Here is a 15546-nt window from a genome sequence, read left to right as displayed (position 1 = left end):
GTGCGTCCACGCATGGTAACGAGGCCCGCTGTGTGCGAGTGCCGCGCCTTGCTCCACATGATCGGCTCAGGGCCCCGGCGACCGTGTACCGGGGTGGCGGCAAAACGGGGCGGTCCCTGGGGGGCCGGGCACGTACCCTTTTCTGTTGTGCCGAACGCCAACGAAGACAACCCCAGTGCCCTGAGTCAGGTGCAGCGCCGCGCGGTCAGTGAACTGCTGCGGGTCGCTCCTGTCGCCGACGAGCTCGGCCGCCGTTTCCAGGAGGCGGGCTTCCGCCTCGCCCTGGTCGGTGGGTCCGTCCGCGACGCGCTGCTGGGGCGTCTCGGCAACGATCTCGACTTCACCACCGACGCCCGTCCCGAGGACGTTCTGAAGATCGTCCGGCCGTGGGCGGACTCGGTGTGGGACGTCGGTATCGCCTTCGGCACCGTCGGGGCGCAGAAGAGCGCCCGCGTCGGGGACGCCGTACGGAATTTCCAGATCGAGGTGACGACGTACCGCTCGGAGGCCTACGACCGTACGTCGCGCAAGCCGGAGGTCTCCTACGGCGACTCGATCGACGACGACCTGGTCCGGCGTGACTTCACGGTCAACGCCATGGCCCTGGCCCTGCCCGAGCAGGAGTTCATCGACCCGCACGGCGGCCTGGAGGACCTGGCCGCCGGTGTGCTGCGCACGCCCGGAACGCCGGAGGGGTCCTTCTCCGACGACCCGCTGCGCATGCTGCGGGCGGCGCGTTTCGCCGCGCAGCTGGACTTCGAGGTCGCCCCGGAGGTCGTCGCGGCCATGAAGGCGATGTCCGAGCGGATCGAGATCGTTTCCGCGGAGCGGGTCCAGGGCGAGCTGAACAAGCTCATCCTGTCCGCCCACCCGCGTAAGGGTCTGGGACTGCTGGTGGACACGGGGCTGGCCGACCGTGTGCTGCCCGAGCTGCCTGCGCTGCGGCTGGAACGTGATGAGCACCACCGGCACAAGGACGTCTACGACCACTCGCTGATCGTGCTGGAGCAGGCGATCGCGCTGGAGGAGGACGGCCCGGACCTGGTCCTGCGGCTCGCGGCCCTGCTGCACGACATCGGCAAGCCCCGCACCCGCCGGTTCGAGAGCGACGGCCGCGTCTCCTTCCACCACCACGAGGTGGTGGGAGCGAAGATGACCAAGAAGCGGCTCACCGCTCTGAAGTACTCCAACGACATGATCAAGGACGTGTCCCGGCTGGTGGAGCTGCACCTGCGCTTCCACGGCTACGGCGACGGGGAGTGGACCGACTCCGCGGTCCGGCGCTACGTCCGCGACGCCGGCCCGCTGCTGGAGCGTCTGCACAAGCTGACCCGGTCCGACTGCACCACGCGCAACAAGCGCAAGGCCAATGCCCTCTCCCGGACCTACGACGGGCTGGAGGAGCGCATCGGGCAGCTGCAGGAGCAGGAGGAGCTGGACGCGATCCGGCCCGACCTGGACGGCAACGAGATCATGCAGGTGCTCGACGTGGCTCCCGGCCCGGTGATCGGCAAGGCCTACGCCTTCCTGCTGGAGCTCCGGCTGGAGCACGGTCCGATGGGCCGTGACGCCGCTGTCGTCGCGCTGAAGGAGTGGTGGGCCGCGCAGGCCTGACGCGCGAACGCCGGGGGCCGATGTTTCACGTGAAACATCGGCCCCCGGCGTTCGTCAGAGCTGATGTTTCACGTGAAACGTCGCTCCCCGCGAGCCAGGAACACCGCGGTCGCGGCGTAGATCGCGGACACGATGAGGATCAGGATCACGGATCGCCCGTCGGCGGGGAGCATCAGGGAGGCCACCGCCGCCGCGCCGACGAACGCGACGTTGAACAGCACGTCGTAGACGGAGAAGACACGGCCGCGGTAGTCGTCGTCCACCCGGGACTGCACTTCGGTGTCGGTGGCGATCTTGGCGCCCTGGGTGGCGAGGCCGAGTACGAACGCGGCGGCCAGCATCGGTTCCGGGGCGAAGAACAGGCCGAGGGCCGGTACCAGGACGGCGGCACCCGCGGAGCACGCGGTGATCCAGCCGAGCGGGCCCAGCCGGCCCACCAGCCAGGGGGTCACCACGGCGGCGGCGAAGAATCCGGCCCCGGAGACGCCGACGGCGATTCCCAGCAGCGCCAGCCCGTCGGACTCGTTGTCCGACCAGGAATAGCGGCAGAGCATCAGCAGCATCACGAACAGGGCCCCGTAGCAGAACCGCATCAGGGTCATCGCGGTGAGTGCCCGGGCCGCCTCGCGCCGGGAGGCGAGGTGGCGCAGGCCCTCGGCCATCCCCCGCACCGTGAGGGCGACCCCCTCGGTGACCGAGGGATGGGCCCGGCCGGCGGGGTGGTCCGGCCCGAGGAGGCCGATGGCCAGTTGCAGGGAGACGAGGGCCGCGCACAGGTAGAGCCCGGCGCCGAGGAGCACGACGAGGGCGTTGGAGTCGGAGGCCAGCAGCCGGACGAGGAAGGCCAGCCCTCCACCGGCCACCGCCGCGAGGGTTCCGGCGGTGGGGGAGAGAGCGTTCGCGGTGACCAGCTGATCGGGTCCGACGACGTGGGGCAGCGAGGCGGCGAGCCCGGACAGCACGAAGCGGTTGACGGCGGTCACCGACAGGGCCGAGGCGTAGAACAGCCAGTCGGGCACCTGCGCGACGATCAGCATCCCGGTGACGCAGGCGAGGAAGGCCCGCAGGAGATTGCCGTAGAGGAACACCTGGCGGCGTCGCCAGCGGTCGAGCAGTACCCCGGCGAAGGGGCCGATCGCCGAATACGGCAGCAGTAGCACCGCCATGGCGGAGGCGATGGCCGCCGGGGAGGTCTGCTTCTCCGGGGAGAAGACGACGTAGGTGGCGAGTGCGACCTGGTAGACGCCGTCCGCGGCCTGGGAGAGCAGCCGGACGGCGAGCAGGTTGCGGAAATCCCTCAGGCGCAGGAGTACGCGCAGATCACGTACGACAGGCATGAGGGCAAGGGTCACATACGCGGAGGGTCCCCGGGCACATTGCCCGGGGACCCTCCGCGGAAGAACAGCCGAAGTCCAGGTGTCGTGAAGACCCTTGGGTTCGGTTAGCGCTCGACCTCGCCCTTGATGAACTTCTCGACGTTGGCCAGGGCCTCGTCGTCGAAGTACTGCACCGGCGGGGACTTCATGAAGTAGCTGGACGCCGAGAGGATCGGGCCGCCGATACCGCGGTCCTTGGCGATCTTCGCGGCGCGCAGGGCGTCGATGATGACACCGGCCGAGTTCGGGGAGTCCCACACCTCAAGCTTGTACTCGAGGTTCAGCGGGACGTCACCGAAGGCGCGACCCTCCAGGCGGACGTAGGCCCACTTGCGGTCGTCGAGCCACGCGACGTAGTCGGACGGACCGATGTGGACGTTCTTCTCGCCCATCTCACGGTCGGGGATCTGCGAGGTGACGGCCTGCGTCTTCGAGATCTTCTTCGACTCGAGGCGGTCGCGCTCCAGCATGTTCTTGAAGTCCATGTTGCCGCCCACGTTGAGCTGCATGGTGCGCTCAAGACGGACACCGCGGTCCTCGAACAGCTTCGCCATCACGCGGTGCGTGATGGTGGCGCCGACCTGCGACTTGATGTCGTCGCCGACGATCGGGACACCGGCCTCGGTGAACTTGTCCGCCCACTCCTTGGTGCCGGCGATGAAGACCGGGAGGGCGTTGACGAAGGCGACCTTGGCGTCGATGGCGCACTGGGCGTAGAACTTCGCCGCGTTCTCGGAACCGACCGGCAGGTAGCAGATCAGGACGTCGACCTCGCGGTCCTTGAGGACCTGGACCACGTCGACCGGAGCCTCGGCGGACTCCTCGATCGTCAGGCGGTAGTACTTGCCCAGGCCGTCGTAGGTGTGGCCGCGCTGAACGGTCACACCGGCGTTCGGGACGTCGCAGATCTTGATGGTGTTGTTCTCGCTGGCGCCGATGGCGTCCGAAAGGTCGAGGCCGACCTTCTTCGCGTCGACGTCGAACGCGGCGACGAACTCGATGTCACGCACGTGGTAGTCGCCGAACTGGACGTGCATCAGACCGGGGACCTTGGCCGCCGGGTCGGCGTCCTTGTAGTACTCGACGCCCTGCACCAGCGAGGCGGCGCAGTTGCCTACGCCGACGATGGCTACGCGAACCGAACCCATTCCGGTTGCTCCCTGTTTGTTCTCGGACGAGGTCTGCGAGATGCAGGCCTCATTTTTCAGTTTCGTCGGACGGACCGGATCGTCTCCGATCCCGTCCCGCCCGCTCACTCTCGATGAGCTCGTTCAGCCAGCGCACTTCGCGCTCCACGGACTCCATGCCGTGCCGCTGCAGCTCCAGCGTGTAGTCGTCGAGGCGCTCCCGCGTCCGGGCGATCGAGGCGCGCATCTTCTCCAGACGCTCCTCCAGCCGGCTGCGGCGGCCCTCCAGCACCCGCATGCGGACGTCTCGTTCGGTCTGGCCGAAGAAGGCGAACCGGGCGGCGAAGGACTCGTCCTCCCAGGTGTCGGGGCCCGTGTGGGAGAGCAACTCCTCGAAGTGCTCCTTACCCGCGGCCGTCAACCGGTAGACGATCTTGGCGCGGCGCCCTGCGAGTGAAGCGGCGAGAGCGTCCTCCGGGGCGTTCCCCGGCTCTTCGATCAACCAGCCGTTGGCGACCAGCGTCTTGAGGCAGGGGTAGAGCGTCCCGTAGCTGAAGGCTCTGAACACCCCCAGCGAGGTGTTGAGCCGCTTGCGCAGCTCGTAGCCGTGCATGGGGGATTCGCGAAGCAGGCCGAGGACGGCGAACTCGAGGATGCCTGAGCGTCTGCTCATCCGCCTGCCTCTCCTCCGCCCCTGAGTCTTTATACCGAGCTGATGTATCGACTCGATACATCCAGACGATAGAACGGGCCGCTCTGATCGACAAGGGGAGGCGTGGTGACCGGTGTCACATCACCAATTCGCACCAGGCACGTTGCCTGATTTGGGGTGAACTTCGGCACTGGGCGCGTTTTGAGCGTGCGTAGTCTGTGCGCCATGACACCGGGGGGTACCGGAACTAATCTGCCGCTTCCAGGCCACTCGCCTGCCCGAGGAGTAGTCGTTCGATGAGCGAGCACCGTCGCAAACTGCCGCAGCCCGAGGGCGGTGGGCGCGCCTCAGCCCGCCGCGCCGCCCAGCCGCGCCCCGGAAGGGGCGCGGCCGGACGTGACGTCCCCACGGCGTCGCACAGCGGCCCGTACGCACCGCAGCCCGCCCGGGGCAGCCGTGCCGATGCCCGCCGGGCTGCCCAGAGAGGCAGCGGCCGCGGGAGAGGAGCCGGCGCCGCCACGCGCGACAAGCGGCTCATCAACTACCCGCGGTCCGACAGGGACGGCTGGAAGCGTTTCGTGCCGTCCTGGAAGTTCGTCGCCGGCACGGCCCTCGGCTTCTTCGCGGTCATCACGGCCGGCACCGGCATCGGTATCGCCATGGTGAGCACGCCGGACCCGAACAAGGCGGCGCAGGCGCAGAACAACGTCTTCTACTGGGCCGACGGCAGCCAGATGGTCGCGACGGGCGGTTCGATGAACCGCCAGATCGTGCCCATCTCCAGCATCCCCCGGTCGATGAGGGACGCCGTGATCTCGGCGGAGAACGAGTCCTTCGAGACGGACAGGGGCGTGGACCCGATGGGTGTCGGCCGCGCCGTGTGGAACATGGCCACGGGCGGCTCCACCCAGGGCGGCTCGACCATCACCCAGCAGTACGTGAAGAACACCTACCTGGACTCCGACCAGACACTCAAGCGGAAGGCCACCGAGCTCTTCATCGCGATAAGGCTGGGTGTCTCGGAGGAGAAGGACAAGGTCATGGCGGGCTACCTGAACACCGCCTACTACGGCCGGGACGCCTACGGGATCCAGGCCGCGGCCCGCGCCTACTTCGGCAAGGACAGCCAGGACCTGAACCCCTCCGAGTGCGCCTTCCTGGCCGCCGTGCTGAAGGGTCCCAACCTCTACAACCCGGACGGCGGCATCGGCGCCGCGGCCACCCCCGCCCTCAACGAGAAGCGGGCCCGGGAGCGCTGGAGCTGGGTGCTGGACCGCGAGGTCGAGGTCGGCCGGATGGACAAGGCCGAGCGGGCGAAGTTCACGGACGCGGACTTCCCCCCGCGGGTCGAGTCGGAGCAGGCCCGCGGCATGACCGGCCAGATCGGCTACCTGGTCGACACGGCCAAGGCCTACGTGATGAAGACCAAGGGGATCACCCCTGAGCAGATGGCCATGGGCGGCTACCGGATCAAGACCACCTTCCAGAAGCCGAAGGTGGACGCCCTGGTCAAGGCGGTCGAGGACACCCGTAACGGGTTCATCGACGAGAAGGGCCGCCCCGAGACGGACACCTTCGTGCAGTTCGGCGCGGCCTCGGTGGACGTGAAGACCGGTGCCCTCGTCGCCCTGTACGGCGGCCCGGGCTGGGACCACAAGTACTTCAGCAACAACGCCAACTCCAGCGGTGTCCCGGTCGGCTCGACCTGGAAGCCGTACGTGCTGGCGGCGGCGATGGAGTACGGCACCCAGAACTCCAAGGGCAGGGGCATCTCGGCCGACAGCAAGTACATGGCCAACGACCTCACCGTGATCAACAACCGTGAGGGCAGGCCCCTGCGCGACGCGTCGGGCGCGCCGTTCAAGCAGAAGAACGAGAGCCCCACCGCCTTCGGGTACGTGACCCTCAACGAGGCGATGGAGAAGTCCATCAACGTCCCGTTCGCCCAGCTCGTCTTCGACGTCGGCCACGACAAGGTCAGGGCCGTGGCCAAGTCCACGGGCATCCTGGAGGAGTCGGTCAACCCGAACAACGACGCCTCCTTCGCCCTCGGTACCTCCACCCCGAGCGCCATCCGCATGGCCGACTCGTACGCGACCTTCGCCGCCTCCGGCACGCACCGCGAGCCGTACTCCGTGACCGAGGTCGAGAAGAACGGCGAGAAGCTGGCGGGCTTCGAGGCCCCCAAGGCCCAGCGGGCCATGGACAGCGCCGTGGCGGACAACATCACCAAGGTGCTGGAGAACGTCGTCGAGAACGGCACCGGCAAGAAGGTCCAGAAGCTGGGCCGGCCCGCCGCGGGCAAGACCGGTACCACGGACGAGAACAAGTCGGCGTGGTTCGTCGGCTACACCCCGGAGCTGTCCACCTCGGTGGTCCTCTTCCGCACCGACCCCAACTCGCCGGACAAGAAGCTGATCTCCATGAAGGGTGTGGGCAACATCCCCTCCCTCCACGGTGGTGACATCCCGGCCGAGATCTGGACCGAGTACATGGGCGAAGCGCTCAAGGGTCTCCCGGTCAAGCAGTTCCCGGAAGCCGAGGACATCGGCGTGACCGCCGACTCCGCCGGCGCCCCCTCCCCCACGCCCTCGGCCGTCGTCCCGCCGTCCCCCTCCCCGTCGACGCTCCCGCCGAGCTCCCCGCCGCCGTCGCCCTCCCCGTCCAAGGGCGGCCGGCCGTCCTGCCCGCCGTGGAAGCTGTACTGCGACCCGGACACCACGCGCGGGACCACCAACGGAGGCGCGAACACCGGCACCAGCTCCGGCGCCAACTCGGGTAACACCGCCGGTACCAGCTCCGGGGTGATCGGCGGCTCCAGCGGATCGCCGTCCCCGACGCAGACCGGCAGACCGGGCCGCCCGGGCGGCATCACCGGCGGGGTCGACGACTCCGTCTCCGAGTGACCCGTACCGCCGCTCCATGAGCCGAGGAAGGCCGTCGCACCCTGTGTGCGACGGCCTTCCCGCATGTCCGGTCCGGTACGGCAGGATGAGCCCATGACCAAGGTGCACGAGGACAGCCCCGTACTGCCGACGCAGCAGGACGAGGTCGCCGCAGCCGGCAGTGAGCTCATCGGCGGCCCGCTCGGCCGCTATGCCCGGCTCGGCGGGCACTGGCTGGGGCCGGTCCGTGTCGTGGCGCTGATCGCCATCGGCATGTTCGCGCTCGGCATGGTCCAGAAGCTGCCCTGCTACGACTGGGCGTGGTTCCGGGGGGCGGGCTCGCAGTACACCCACGCCTGCTACTCCGACATCCCGCACCTGTACGCGGTACGCGGCTTCGCCGACAACCTGACGCCGTACTTCGACCGGCTCCCGGGCGACATGGAGTACCTGGAGTACCCGGTGCTCACCGGGCTCTTCATGGAGATCGCCTCCTGGCTGACCCCCGGCAGCGGCTCCATGCAGCACCGCGAACAGATGTACTGGATGGTCAACGCGGGCATGCTGATGGCCTGCGCGGCCGTCATCGCCGTGTGCGTCGCCCGCACCCACCGCCGCCGCCCCTGGGACGCCCTGCTCTTCGCCCTGGCGCCTGCCTTCGCCCTGACGGCGACGATCAACTGGGACCTGCTGGCCATCGCCCTGACCGCCGCCGCGATGCTCATGTGGTCCCGCGGCCGGACGGTGCTCTTCGGCATCCTCGTCGGCCTGGCCACCGCGGCCAAGCTCTACCCCGTCCTGCTGCTCGGGGCGCTGTTCGTGCTCTGCTGGCGGGCCGGGAAGTGGCGCGCCTTCGGCGCCGCCGTACTCGGCGCGGCCGGAGCCTGGCTCGTGGTCAACCTGCCGGTCATGCTCTTCGCATGGGACGGCTGGAAGAAGTTCTACACCTTCAGCCAGGAACGGCCCATCGACTACGGCTCGGTGTGGCTGCTGATCTCCCAGCGCTCGGGCAACTCGCTGGAAGGCGCCAACACGTACGCGACGGGGCTGACGCTCCTGCTGTGCGGGGCCGTCGGACTGCTCACCCTGACCGCCCCGCGCCGACCCCGCTTCGCACAGCTGGCCTTCCTCGTCGTCGCCGCCTTCATCCTGTGCAACAAGGTCTACTCGCCGCAGTACGTGCTGTGGCTCATCCCGCTCGCCGCACTGGCCCGGCCGCGCTGGCGGGACTTCCTGATCTGGCAGGCCGGCGAGGTCGTCTACTTCCTCGGGATCTGGTTCTACCTCGCCTACACGGCCAGCGCCGACAAGCACCAGGGCCTGCCCGTGGAGGGCTACCAGCTGGCGATCACCGCCCACCTGCTGACCACCCTGTACCTGTGCGCGGTCATCGTCCGGGACATCCTGATGCCCGAGCGGGACGTCGTCCGGCGGGACGGCTCGGACGACCCCTCCGGCGGCGTCCTGGACGGCGCGGAGGACGTGTTCGTGCTGTCGGACGCGGCGAGGGCGCCGCAGTACGCGACGCCCTCGGATGGACAGCGGGTCGCCTGGGGCGCGAGCTCCCAGGACTGACCGGTCGGACTCAGGCGTCGAGCACCCGGTCGAACTGCGTGGTGGTGTGGCGCAGGTGCGCCACCAGCTCGTCGCCGACCTTCGGCTCGGTCGCGTCCGAGGGCACGAACAGGATCGACACCTGCATGTGCGGCGGCTCCGCGAACCAGCGCTGCTTGCCCGCCCACACGAAGGGCGAAAGGTTCCGGTTGACCGTCGCCAGACCCGCCCGGGCGACGCCCTTGGCGCGCGGCATCACACCGTGGAGCGCCTTGGGGGCCTCCAGGCCCACCCCGTGGGAGGTACCGCCGGCGACCACGACCAGCCAGCCGTCGGAGGCGGCCTTCTGCTGCCGGTAGCCGAACCGGTCGCCCTTGGCCACGCGCGTGACGTCGAGGACCGCGCCGCGGTACTCGGTGGCCTCGTGGTCGCCCAGCCACAGCCGGGTGCCGATACGGGCCCGGAAGCGGGTCTGCGGGAACTGCTGCTGCAGCCGCGCGAGCTCCGTGGCCCGCAGGTGGCTGACGAACATGGTGTGCAGCGGCAGCCGGGCCGCGCGCAGCCGGTCCATCCAGCCGATGACCTCCTCGACGGCGTCCGAGCCGTCCGGGCGGTCCAGGGGCAGGTGCAGGGCGAAGCCCTCCAGCCGGACGTCCTCGATGGCGGCGTGCAGCTGGCCGAGGTCCTGCTCGGAGATGCCGTGGCGGCGCATCGAGCTCATGCACTCGATCACCACCCGGGCCCCCACCAGACCGCGCACCCCGTCCAGCGACGCGACCGAACGGATGACCCGGTCGGGGAGCGGCACCGGGTCCTCGCCCCGCCGGAACGGGGTGAGGACGAGCAGGTCGCCGCCGAACCAGTCCTTGATGCTGGCGGCCTCGTACGTCGTTCCCACGGCCAGGATGTCGGCGCCCATGCGGGTCGCCTCCTCGCAGAGCCGCTCGTGGCCGAAGCCGTAGCCGTTGCCCTTGCAGACCGGGATCAGACCGGGGAACTGGTCCTGGATCTGCTTCTGGTGCGCACGCCAGCGCGCGGTGTCGACGTAGAGCGTGAGCGCCATGCCCGTCCGGAACCTCTCCTGAGAAGCTGCCTGGTGCAGCGGTGCTGTGTGTGCGTGTGGGGCGGGGCCGGTCAGCGGCGCGACATGTAGATGTCGAGGGCCTTGTGCAGCACCTTGTTGAGCGGGAAGTCCCACTCGCCGACGTACTCCACGGCCTCGCCGCCCGTACCGACCTTGAACTGGATCAGACCGAACAAGTGATCGTTCTCGTCCAGGGTGTCAGAGATGCCGCGCAGGTCGTAGACGCTTGCGCCGAGCGCGTACGAGTCGCGCAGCATGCGCCACTGCATCGCGTTCGAGGGGCGGACCTCGCGCTTGTGGTTGGCGGAGGCGCCGTACGAGTACCAGACGTGCTGGCCGACGGTGAGCATCGTGGCGGCGGCCAGCGGCTCTCCTTCGTGCGTGGCGATGTAGAGGCGCATCCGGTTGGGGTCCTCGGAGTTGAGGGCCGTCCACTGGCGCTGGAAGTAGCTGAGCGGACGCGGGCGGAACTTGTCGCGCTCGGCCGTGATCTCGTACAGGTGCTGCCAGGTCGGCAGGTCGTCGTAGCCGCCCTGGACGACCTCGACGCCGGCCTTCTCGGCCTTCTTGATGTTGCGGCGCCACAGCTGGTTGAAGCCCTTGAGGACGTCGTCCAGCGAGCGGTTGGCCAGCGGTACCTGGAACACGTAGCGCGGCTGGACGTCGCCGAAGCCGGCGCCGCCGTCCTCGGCCTGCTGCCAGCCCATGCGGCGCAGCTTGTCCGACACCTCGAAGGCGCGGGGCTCGATGACCGAGGCCTCCACGTCGCGCAGGCGCTTCACGTTCGGGTCCTGGATACCGGCCTTGATGGCGGTCGAGTTCCAGCGGCGGATGACGACGGGCGGGCCCATCTTCACCGTGAAGGCGCCCTGCTGCTTGAGGTGGGCCAGCATCGGCTGGAGCCATTCCTCCAGATTCGGGGCATACCAGTTGATGACCGGGCCCTCGGGCAGGTACGCGAGGTACCGCTTCACCTTGGGCAGCTGCCGGTACAACACGAGGGCCGCTCCGACGAGTTCGTCGGACTCGTTGAACCATCCGAGGTTCTCGGAACGCCACTCGTTCTTCACGTCGGCCCACGCCGGGACCTGGCAGTGGCTAGCCGAGGGCAGGCTCTGGAGGTAACCCAGATGCTGCTCTCGGCTGATGGTCCTCAGGGACAGGCTCATGCGGGGCGTCTCCTCCGGCGGCTTCGCTGGCTATGGCGCGAAGCCTACTGCGACAGGGGCGCCACCCTTCTGGGGGACGGGCCGGGGGCCCGGGCCGGTGCGTGGCCGGCGCCCTGCCGCGGAGGTGTCCCGGTCGGCCCCGTCAGCCCCCGAAGAGACCGCCGTGGAACATGCCGAGGTAGAAGCCGATGGCAGACGCGCCAAGGCCGATGATCAGCGCGAAGCGCTCGCGTGTCGTGACGGAGACGAACTGTCCGTACGCGCCGGTCAGGATTCCGATCAGCCCGGCCCACGAGCTGATCAGGTGCAGGTTGTGGAAGAAGGCCGTGACGAACGCCACGGCGCCGAGGGTCAGAGTGACCGCCATCAGGGTGTCCTGCAGCGGGTGGGGCTTGCCGTCGGTGGAGAGCAGGGAGATCTGAGGGGGCCGCATTGCCTGTGCCATCGGAAGGGCACCTCCTGGCTGAAGCTGGCGGTGCTGCGGGCTGCCTCCGGCAAGGGGCCGGGGGCATAGCACCGAGCACACCCGATGGATACAGATTGTGGCCCTCTCCCGGCGGATTTCAACCGGAAGGACGTGAGCAGGTAGTCTGTACAGCTGCGCGGTGTCTGCTCTGCGGACGCCGTGCTTACGCATCACGACCCTCCTGCCACGGAACGACCGTGGCCGCTGAGTCCAAAGGAGGTGGGTTCCACATGCGTCACTACGAAGTGATGGTCATCCTCGACCCCGATCTCGAGGAGCGCGCTGTCTCCCCGCTGATCGAGAACTTCCTCTCCGTCGTCCGTGAGGGCAACGGAAAGGTCGAGAAGGTCGACACCTGGGGCCGTCGTCGTCTCGCTTACGAGATCAAGAAGAAGCCCGAGGGCATCTACTCGGTCATCGACCTTCAGGCCGAGCCTGCGGTCGTCAAGGAGCTTGACCGACAGATGAACCTGAACGAGTCGGTTCTCCGGACCAAGGTCCTTCGCCCCGAGACCCACTGAACTTCGGTTCAGCGGTAATCGGGATCGAGTAGCACAGCAGCCCAGCAGCAATCCCCGCCGAGAGGTTCATCCATGGCAGGCGAGACCGTCATCACGGTCGTCGGCAATCTCGTCGACGACCCCGAGCTGCGCTTCACCCCCTCGGGTGCGGCGGTCGCGAAGTTCCGTGTCGCGTCCACCCCCCGCACCTTCGACCGTCAGACCAATGAGTGGAAGGACGGCGAGAGCCTGTTCCTGACCTGCTCGGTGTGGCGGCAGGCGGCGGAGAACGTCGCCGAGTCCCTCCAGCGAGGCATGCGCGTCATCGTGCAGGGCCGGCTGAGGCAGCGGTCGTACGAGGACCGTGAGGGTGTCAAGCGCACGGTCTACGAGCTGGACGTCGAGGAAGTCGGCCCCAGCCTGAAGAACGCCACGGCCAAGGTCACCAAGACCACCGGTCGCGGTGGCCAGGGTGGATACGGCGGCGGCGGTCAGCAGCAGGGCGGCGGCGGTGGCAACTGGGGCGGAGCCCCCGGTGGCCAGCCGCAGCAGGGCGGCGGAGCTCCCTCCGACGACCCGTGGGCGTCCAGCGCGCCGGCCGGTGGCCAGCAGCAGGGCGGCGGCGGGGGCGGTTGGGGCGGAAGCTCCGGCGGCTCCGGCGGTGGCTACTCGGACGAGCCGCCCTTCTAGGGCAGCTCGCATCCCCACTTCTTGATCACACAGGAGAGACACAATGGCGAAGCCGCCTGTGCGCAAGCCTAAGAAGAAGGTCTGCGCATTCTGCAAGGACAAGACCGCGTACGTGGACTACAAGGACACGAACATGCTGCGGAAGTTCATTTCCGACCGCGGCAAGATCCGTGCCCGCCGCGTTACCGGCAACTGCACGCAGCACCAGCGTGACGTCGCCACGGCCGTCAAGAACAGCCGTGAGATGGCGCTGCTGCCCTACACGTCCACCGCGCGATAAGGAAAGGGTGACCGACTAATGAAGATCATCCTGACCCACGAGGTTTCTGGCCTCGGTGCCGCCGGCGATGTCGTCGACGTCAAGGACGGTTACGCTCGCAACTACCTGGTCCCGCGTGGTTTCGCGATCCGCTGGACCAAGGGTGGCGAGAAGGACGTGGCGCAGATCCGCCGCGCCCGCAAGATCCACGAGATCGCGACCATCGAGCAGGCCAACGAGGTCAAGGCCAAGCTCGAGGGTGTGAAGGTCCGTCTGGCCACCCGCGCGGGTGACGCCGGTCGTCTCTTCGGTTCCGTGACCCCGGCCGACATCGCCACGGCGATCGAGTCCTCGGGCGGCCCGAAGGTCGACAAGCGCCGCGTCGAGCTCGGCTCCCCGATCAAGACCCTCGGTTCGTACCAGGTCTCCGTGCGTCTGCACGCCGACGTGGCCGCGAACGTGGGCATCGAGGTCGTCGCCGCCTAAGGGCTGCGCTCGAAGGGCCGCACCCCACCGGGGTGCGGCCCTTCGTCGTTGTCGGGCGGTGTTTCACGTGAAACATGCGGCGCCGGCCCGCGTGTTTCACGTGAAACACGGCCGAGGCCCGGCCGCCCGCTACGAGCGGGTGGCTCCCGCGATCAGCCACCGGCCCGAGCCGGCGCGCAGCCGGAGAGTGATCATCCGGACCACCATCATCAGCGTCATGGCCCACCAGAGCGCCGTGAGGCCGCCGCCGAGGATCGGCACGAGCAGTGCGGCCGGGGCGAAGGCGGCCAGCGTCAGGAGCATGGCCCGGGCCAGGTAGCGGCCGTCGCCGGCGCCCATCAGCACCCCGTCGAGCACGAAGACGATGCCGGAGACGGGCTGGGAGAGGGCCACGACCAGCAGGGCCGGGAGCAGGGCCGCCTCGACGGCCGGATCACTGGTGAACAGCGGGATGAACACCGGGCGGGCCAGGACGACCAGCAGGCCGAGTACGACGCCCGAGGCGATCCCCCACTGCACCATGCGGCGGCACACGGCCCTGGCGCCGTCGGTGTCGCCCGCGCCCAGGTAGCGGCCGATGATCGCCTGCCCGGCGATCGCCAGGGCGTCCAGGGCGAAGGCGAGCAGGCTCCACAGGGAGAGCAGGATCTGGTGGGCGGCGATGTCGGCGTCGCCGAGCCGGGCGGCCACGGCGGTGGCGATCATCAGGATCGCGCGCAGTGACAGGGTGCGGACCAGCAGCGGAGCGCCCGCCTGGGCGCAGGCCCGGATGCCCGCGGGGTCGGGGCGCAGCGAGGCACCGTGGCGCCGGGCTCCGCGGACGACCACGACGAGGTAGGCGGCGGCCATGGCGCACTGGGCGATGACCGTGCCCCAGGCGGAGCCCGCGATGCCGAGCCCCGCACCGTAGACCAGGGCGACGTTCAGGCCCCCGTTGAGGGCGAAGCCGCCGAGGGCGACGTAGAGCGGCGTACGGGTGTCCTGGAGGCCGCGGATGACCCCGGTGGCGGCCAGGACCATGAGCATGGCCGGGATGCCGAGGGCGGAGATCCTCAGATAGGTGATCGCGTACGGAGCGACGGTGTCGGAGGCCCCGAAGAGCGAGACCAGTGAAGGAGTCGCGGGAAGCACCACGGCGACGACGGCCGCGCCCAGCAGAAGGGCGAGCCAGATGCCGTCGATCCCCTGCCGGATGGCTGCCTGGAGGTCTCCTGCGCCGACGCGGCGGGAGACGGCGGCGGTGGTGGCGTACGCGAGGAAGACGAAGACGCTCACAGCGGTGGTGAGCACCGCCGCGGCGATGCCGAGGCCGGCCAGCTGGGGGGTTCCGAGGTGCCCCACGATGGCGCTGTCGGCCATCACGAAGAGGGGCTCGGCGACGAGTGCGCCGAAGGCAGGGAGAGCGAGTGCGAAGATCTCTCGGTCGTGCCGTCCCGGCCCTGCCTTGGGTGCTGCGAGAGCCTGTGTCATGCGCTCAATCTAATCTTCCACAGGTAATGGATGCAAGGGCCTTTGGATCCTTACTGACGCGTTGACCTGAGCGTTCTTTGCACCTCGTTGGAGGCGATCTTGAGACAGTGTCCAAGAATTTTCTCCACCGCCGCCTCTGGATGAGGAAAGGCCAGGTCAGATGGGGTAACAGGGTGGCGCGGGTGATTTTGTCCACAGCGTCGTCCCCCGGTCC

14 protein-coding genes are annotated in these 15546 nt (G+C 68.9%); 7 read left to right on the top strand and 7 right to left on the bottom strand.

Translation table 11 applies throughout. From position 1 onward, the window contains the following. Nucleotides 1-147: 147 nt before the first annotated feature. The gene (locus ACFY0D_RS21730; RefSeq protein WP_390799745.1) at nucleotides 148-1614 is read left to right on the top strand and encodes a CCA tRNA nucleotidyltransferase; all 1467 of its coding nucleotides are present in this window, start codon (nucleotides 148-150) and stop codon (nucleotides 1612-1614) included. Nucleotides 1615-1682: 68 nt separating this feature from the next. Here the strand turns inward: ACFY0D_RS21730 and ACFY0D_RS21725 are convergent, their stop codons facing one another. From ACFY0D_RS21725 to ACFY0D_RS21715, 3 genes are all read right to left on the bottom strand, one after another. Continuing rightward, entirely contained in the window at nucleotides 1683-2951 is a 1269-nt protein-coding gene (locus ACFY0D_RS21725; protein ID WP_351150444.1) for an MFS transporter, read from the bottom strand. 104 nt (nucleotides 2952-3055) lie between these two features. Beyond that, a complete protein-coding gene (locus ACFY0D_RS21720; RefSeq protein WP_390799744.1) occupies nucleotides 3056-4138 on the bottom strand; it encodes an inositol-3-phosphate synthase in 1083 nt (360 codons plus the stop codon). 49 nt (nucleotides 4139-4187) lie between these two features. Next, complete coding sequence (locus tag ACFY0D_RS21715) at nucleotides 4188-4790, bottom strand: PadR family transcriptional regulator (RefSeq protein ID WP_030008393.1); 603 nt, start codon at nucleotides 4788-4790, stop codon at nucleotides 4188-4190. 275 nt (nucleotides 4791-5065) lie between these two features. On the opposite strand from ACFY0D_RS21715, the gene ACFY0D_RS21710 reads away from it, so the two are divergent. Then, nucleotides 5066-7675, top strand: a complete 2610-nt coding sequence (locus ACFY0D_RS21710; protein ID WP_390799743.1) for a transglycosylase domain-containing protein — start codon at nucleotides 5066-5068, stop codon at nucleotides 7673-7675. A gap of 93 nt (nucleotides 7676-7768) precedes the next feature. Next, nucleotides 7769-9229 (top strand): glycosyltransferase family 87 protein, encoded by a 1461-nt coding sequence (locus ACFY0D_RS21705; RefSeq protein WP_390799742.1) that lies wholly within the window; start codon nucleotides 7769-7771, stop codon nucleotides 9227-9229. A gap of 10 nt (nucleotides 9230-9239) precedes the next feature. Here ACFY0D_RS21705 and ACFY0D_RS21700 read toward each other — a convergent pair whose 3' ends face one another. From ACFY0D_RS21700 to ACFY0D_RS21690, 3 genes are all read right to left on the bottom strand, one after another. Then, nucleotides 9240-10271 (bottom strand): alanine racemase, encoded by a 1032-nt coding sequence (locus ACFY0D_RS21700; protein WP_150258236.1) that lies wholly within the window; start codon nucleotides 10269-10271, stop codon nucleotides 9240-9242. A 71-nt stretch (nucleotides 10272-10342) separates the two neighbouring features. After that, nucleotides 10343-11461, bottom strand: coding sequence for a peptidoglycan bridge formation glycyltransferase FemA/FemB family protein (locus ACFY0D_RS21695; RefSeq protein WP_030383942.1), 1119 nt, complete (start codon nucleotides 11459-11461; stop codon nucleotides 10343-10345). Nucleotides 11462-11603: 142 nt separating this feature from the next. Continuing rightward, nucleotides 11604-11906, bottom strand: coding sequence for a hypothetical protein (locus ACFY0D_RS21690; RefSeq protein WP_030008388.1), 303 nt, complete (start codon nucleotides 11904-11906; stop codon nucleotides 11604-11606). 251 nt (nucleotides 11907-12157) lie between these two features. Here ACFY0D_RS21690 and rpsF point away from each other — a divergent pair, with 251 nt between their 5' ends. From rpsF to rplI, 4 genes are all read left to right on the top strand, one after another. Beyond that, nucleotides 12158-12448 carry a 30S ribosomal protein S6 gene (rpsF, locus tag ACFY0D_RS21685; protein WP_004950685.1) on the top strand — a complete coding sequence of 97 codons (291 nt, stop codon included), beginning with the start codon at nucleotides 12158-12160 and terminating at the stop codon, nucleotides 12446-12448. Between the two features lie 72 nt (nucleotides 12449-12520). Beyond that, on the top strand, nucleotides 12521-13117 hold the full coding sequence (locus tag ACFY0D_RS21680) for a single-stranded DNA-binding protein (RefSeq protein WP_053167464.1): 597 nt from the start codon (nucleotides 12521-12523) through the stop codon (nucleotides 13115-13117). 43 nt (nucleotides 13118-13160) lie between these two features. Further along, nucleotides 13161-13397 carry a 30S ribosomal protein S18 gene (rpsR, locus tag ACFY0D_RS21675; protein ID WP_005315025.1) on the top strand — a complete coding sequence of 79 codons (237 nt, stop codon included), beginning with the start codon at nucleotides 13161-13163 and terminating at the stop codon, nucleotides 13395-13397. A gap of 18 nt (nucleotides 13398-13415) precedes the next feature. After that, entirely contained in the window at nucleotides 13416-13862 is a 447-nt protein-coding gene (gene rplI, locus ACFY0D_RS21670) for a 50S ribosomal protein L9 (RefSeq protein WP_030008386.1), read from the top strand. Between the two features lie 129 nt (nucleotides 13863-13991). On the opposite strand, the gene ACFY0D_RS21665 is transcribed toward rplI, so the two are convergent. After that, nucleotides 13992-15332 carry an MATE family efflux transporter gene (locus tag ACFY0D_RS21665; protein ID WP_390799741.1) on the bottom strand — a complete coding sequence of 447 codons (1341 nt, stop codon included), beginning with the start codon at nucleotides 15330-15332 and terminating at the stop codon, nucleotides 13992-13994. Between the last annotated feature and the right edge of the window lie 214 nt (nucleotides 15333-15546).

The sequence above is a fragment of the Streptomyces sp. NPDC001502 genome, assembly GCF_042894785.1.
Taxonomy (GTDB): Bacteria; Actinomycetota; Actinomycetes; order Streptomycetales; family Streptomycetaceae; genus Streptomyces; species Streptomyces kutzneri.
The sequence above is the reverse complement of the archived record's forward strand: the minus strand, read 5'-3'. Positions and strand labels throughout refer to the sequence as shown.

Excerpts from the sequence above, each read along its gene's own strand:
- ACFY0D_RS21680 (WP_053167464.1), top strand. The coding sequence starts at position 12,521 with ATGGCAGGCGAGACCGTCATCACGGTCGTCGGCAATCTCGTCGACGAC.
- rpsR (WP_005315025.1), top strand. The coding sequence starts at position 13,161 with ATGGCGAAGCCGCCTGTGCGCAAGCCTAAGAAGAAGGTCTGCGCATTC.
- ACFY0D_RS21695 (WP_030383942.1), bottom strand. The coding sequence starts at position 11,461 with ATGAGCCTGTCCCTGAGGACCATCAGCCGAGAGCAGCATCTGGGTTAC.
- ACFY0D_RS21725 (WP_351150444.1), bottom strand. The coding sequence starts at position 2,951 with ATGCCTGTCGTACGTGATCTGCGCGTACTCCTGCGCCTGAGGGATTTC.
- ACFY0D_RS21720 (WP_390799744.1), bottom strand. The coding sequence starts at position 4,138 with ATGGGTTCGGTTCGCGTAGCCATCGTCGGCGTAGGCAACTGCGCCGCC.
- ACFY0D_RS21700 (WP_150258236.1), bottom strand. The coding sequence starts at position 10,271 with ATGGCGCTCACGCTCTACGTCGACACCGCGCGCTGGCGTGCGCACCAG.
- ACFY0D_RS21715 (WP_030008393.1), bottom strand. The coding sequence starts at position 4,790 with ATGAGCAGACGCTCAGGCATCCTCGAGTTCGCCGTCCTCGGCCTGCTT.
- ACFY0D_RS21705 (WP_390799742.1), top strand. The coding sequence starts at position 7,769 with ATGACCAAGGTGCACGAGGACAGCCCCGTACTGCCGACGCAGCAGGAC.
- rpsF (WP_004950685.1), top strand. The coding sequence starts at position 12,158 with ATGCGTCACTACGAAGTGATGGTCATCCTCGACCCCGATCTCGAGGAG.
- ACFY0D_RS21665 (WP_390799741.1), bottom strand. The coding sequence starts at position 15,332 with ATGACACAGGCTCTCGCAGCACCCAAGGCAGGGCCGGGACGGCACGAC.
- ACFY0D_RS21690 (WP_030008388.1), bottom strand. The coding sequence starts at position 11,906 with ATGGCACAGGCAATGCGGCCCCCTCAGATCTCCCTGCTCTCCACCGAC.
- rplI (WP_030008386.1), top strand. The coding sequence starts at position 13,416 with ATGAAGATCATCCTGACCCACGAGGTTTCTGGCCTCGGTGCCGCCGGC.
- ACFY0D_RS21710 (WP_390799743.1), top strand. The coding sequence starts at position 5,066 with ATGAGCGAGCACCGTCGCAAACTGCCGCAGCCCGAGGGCGGTGGGCGC.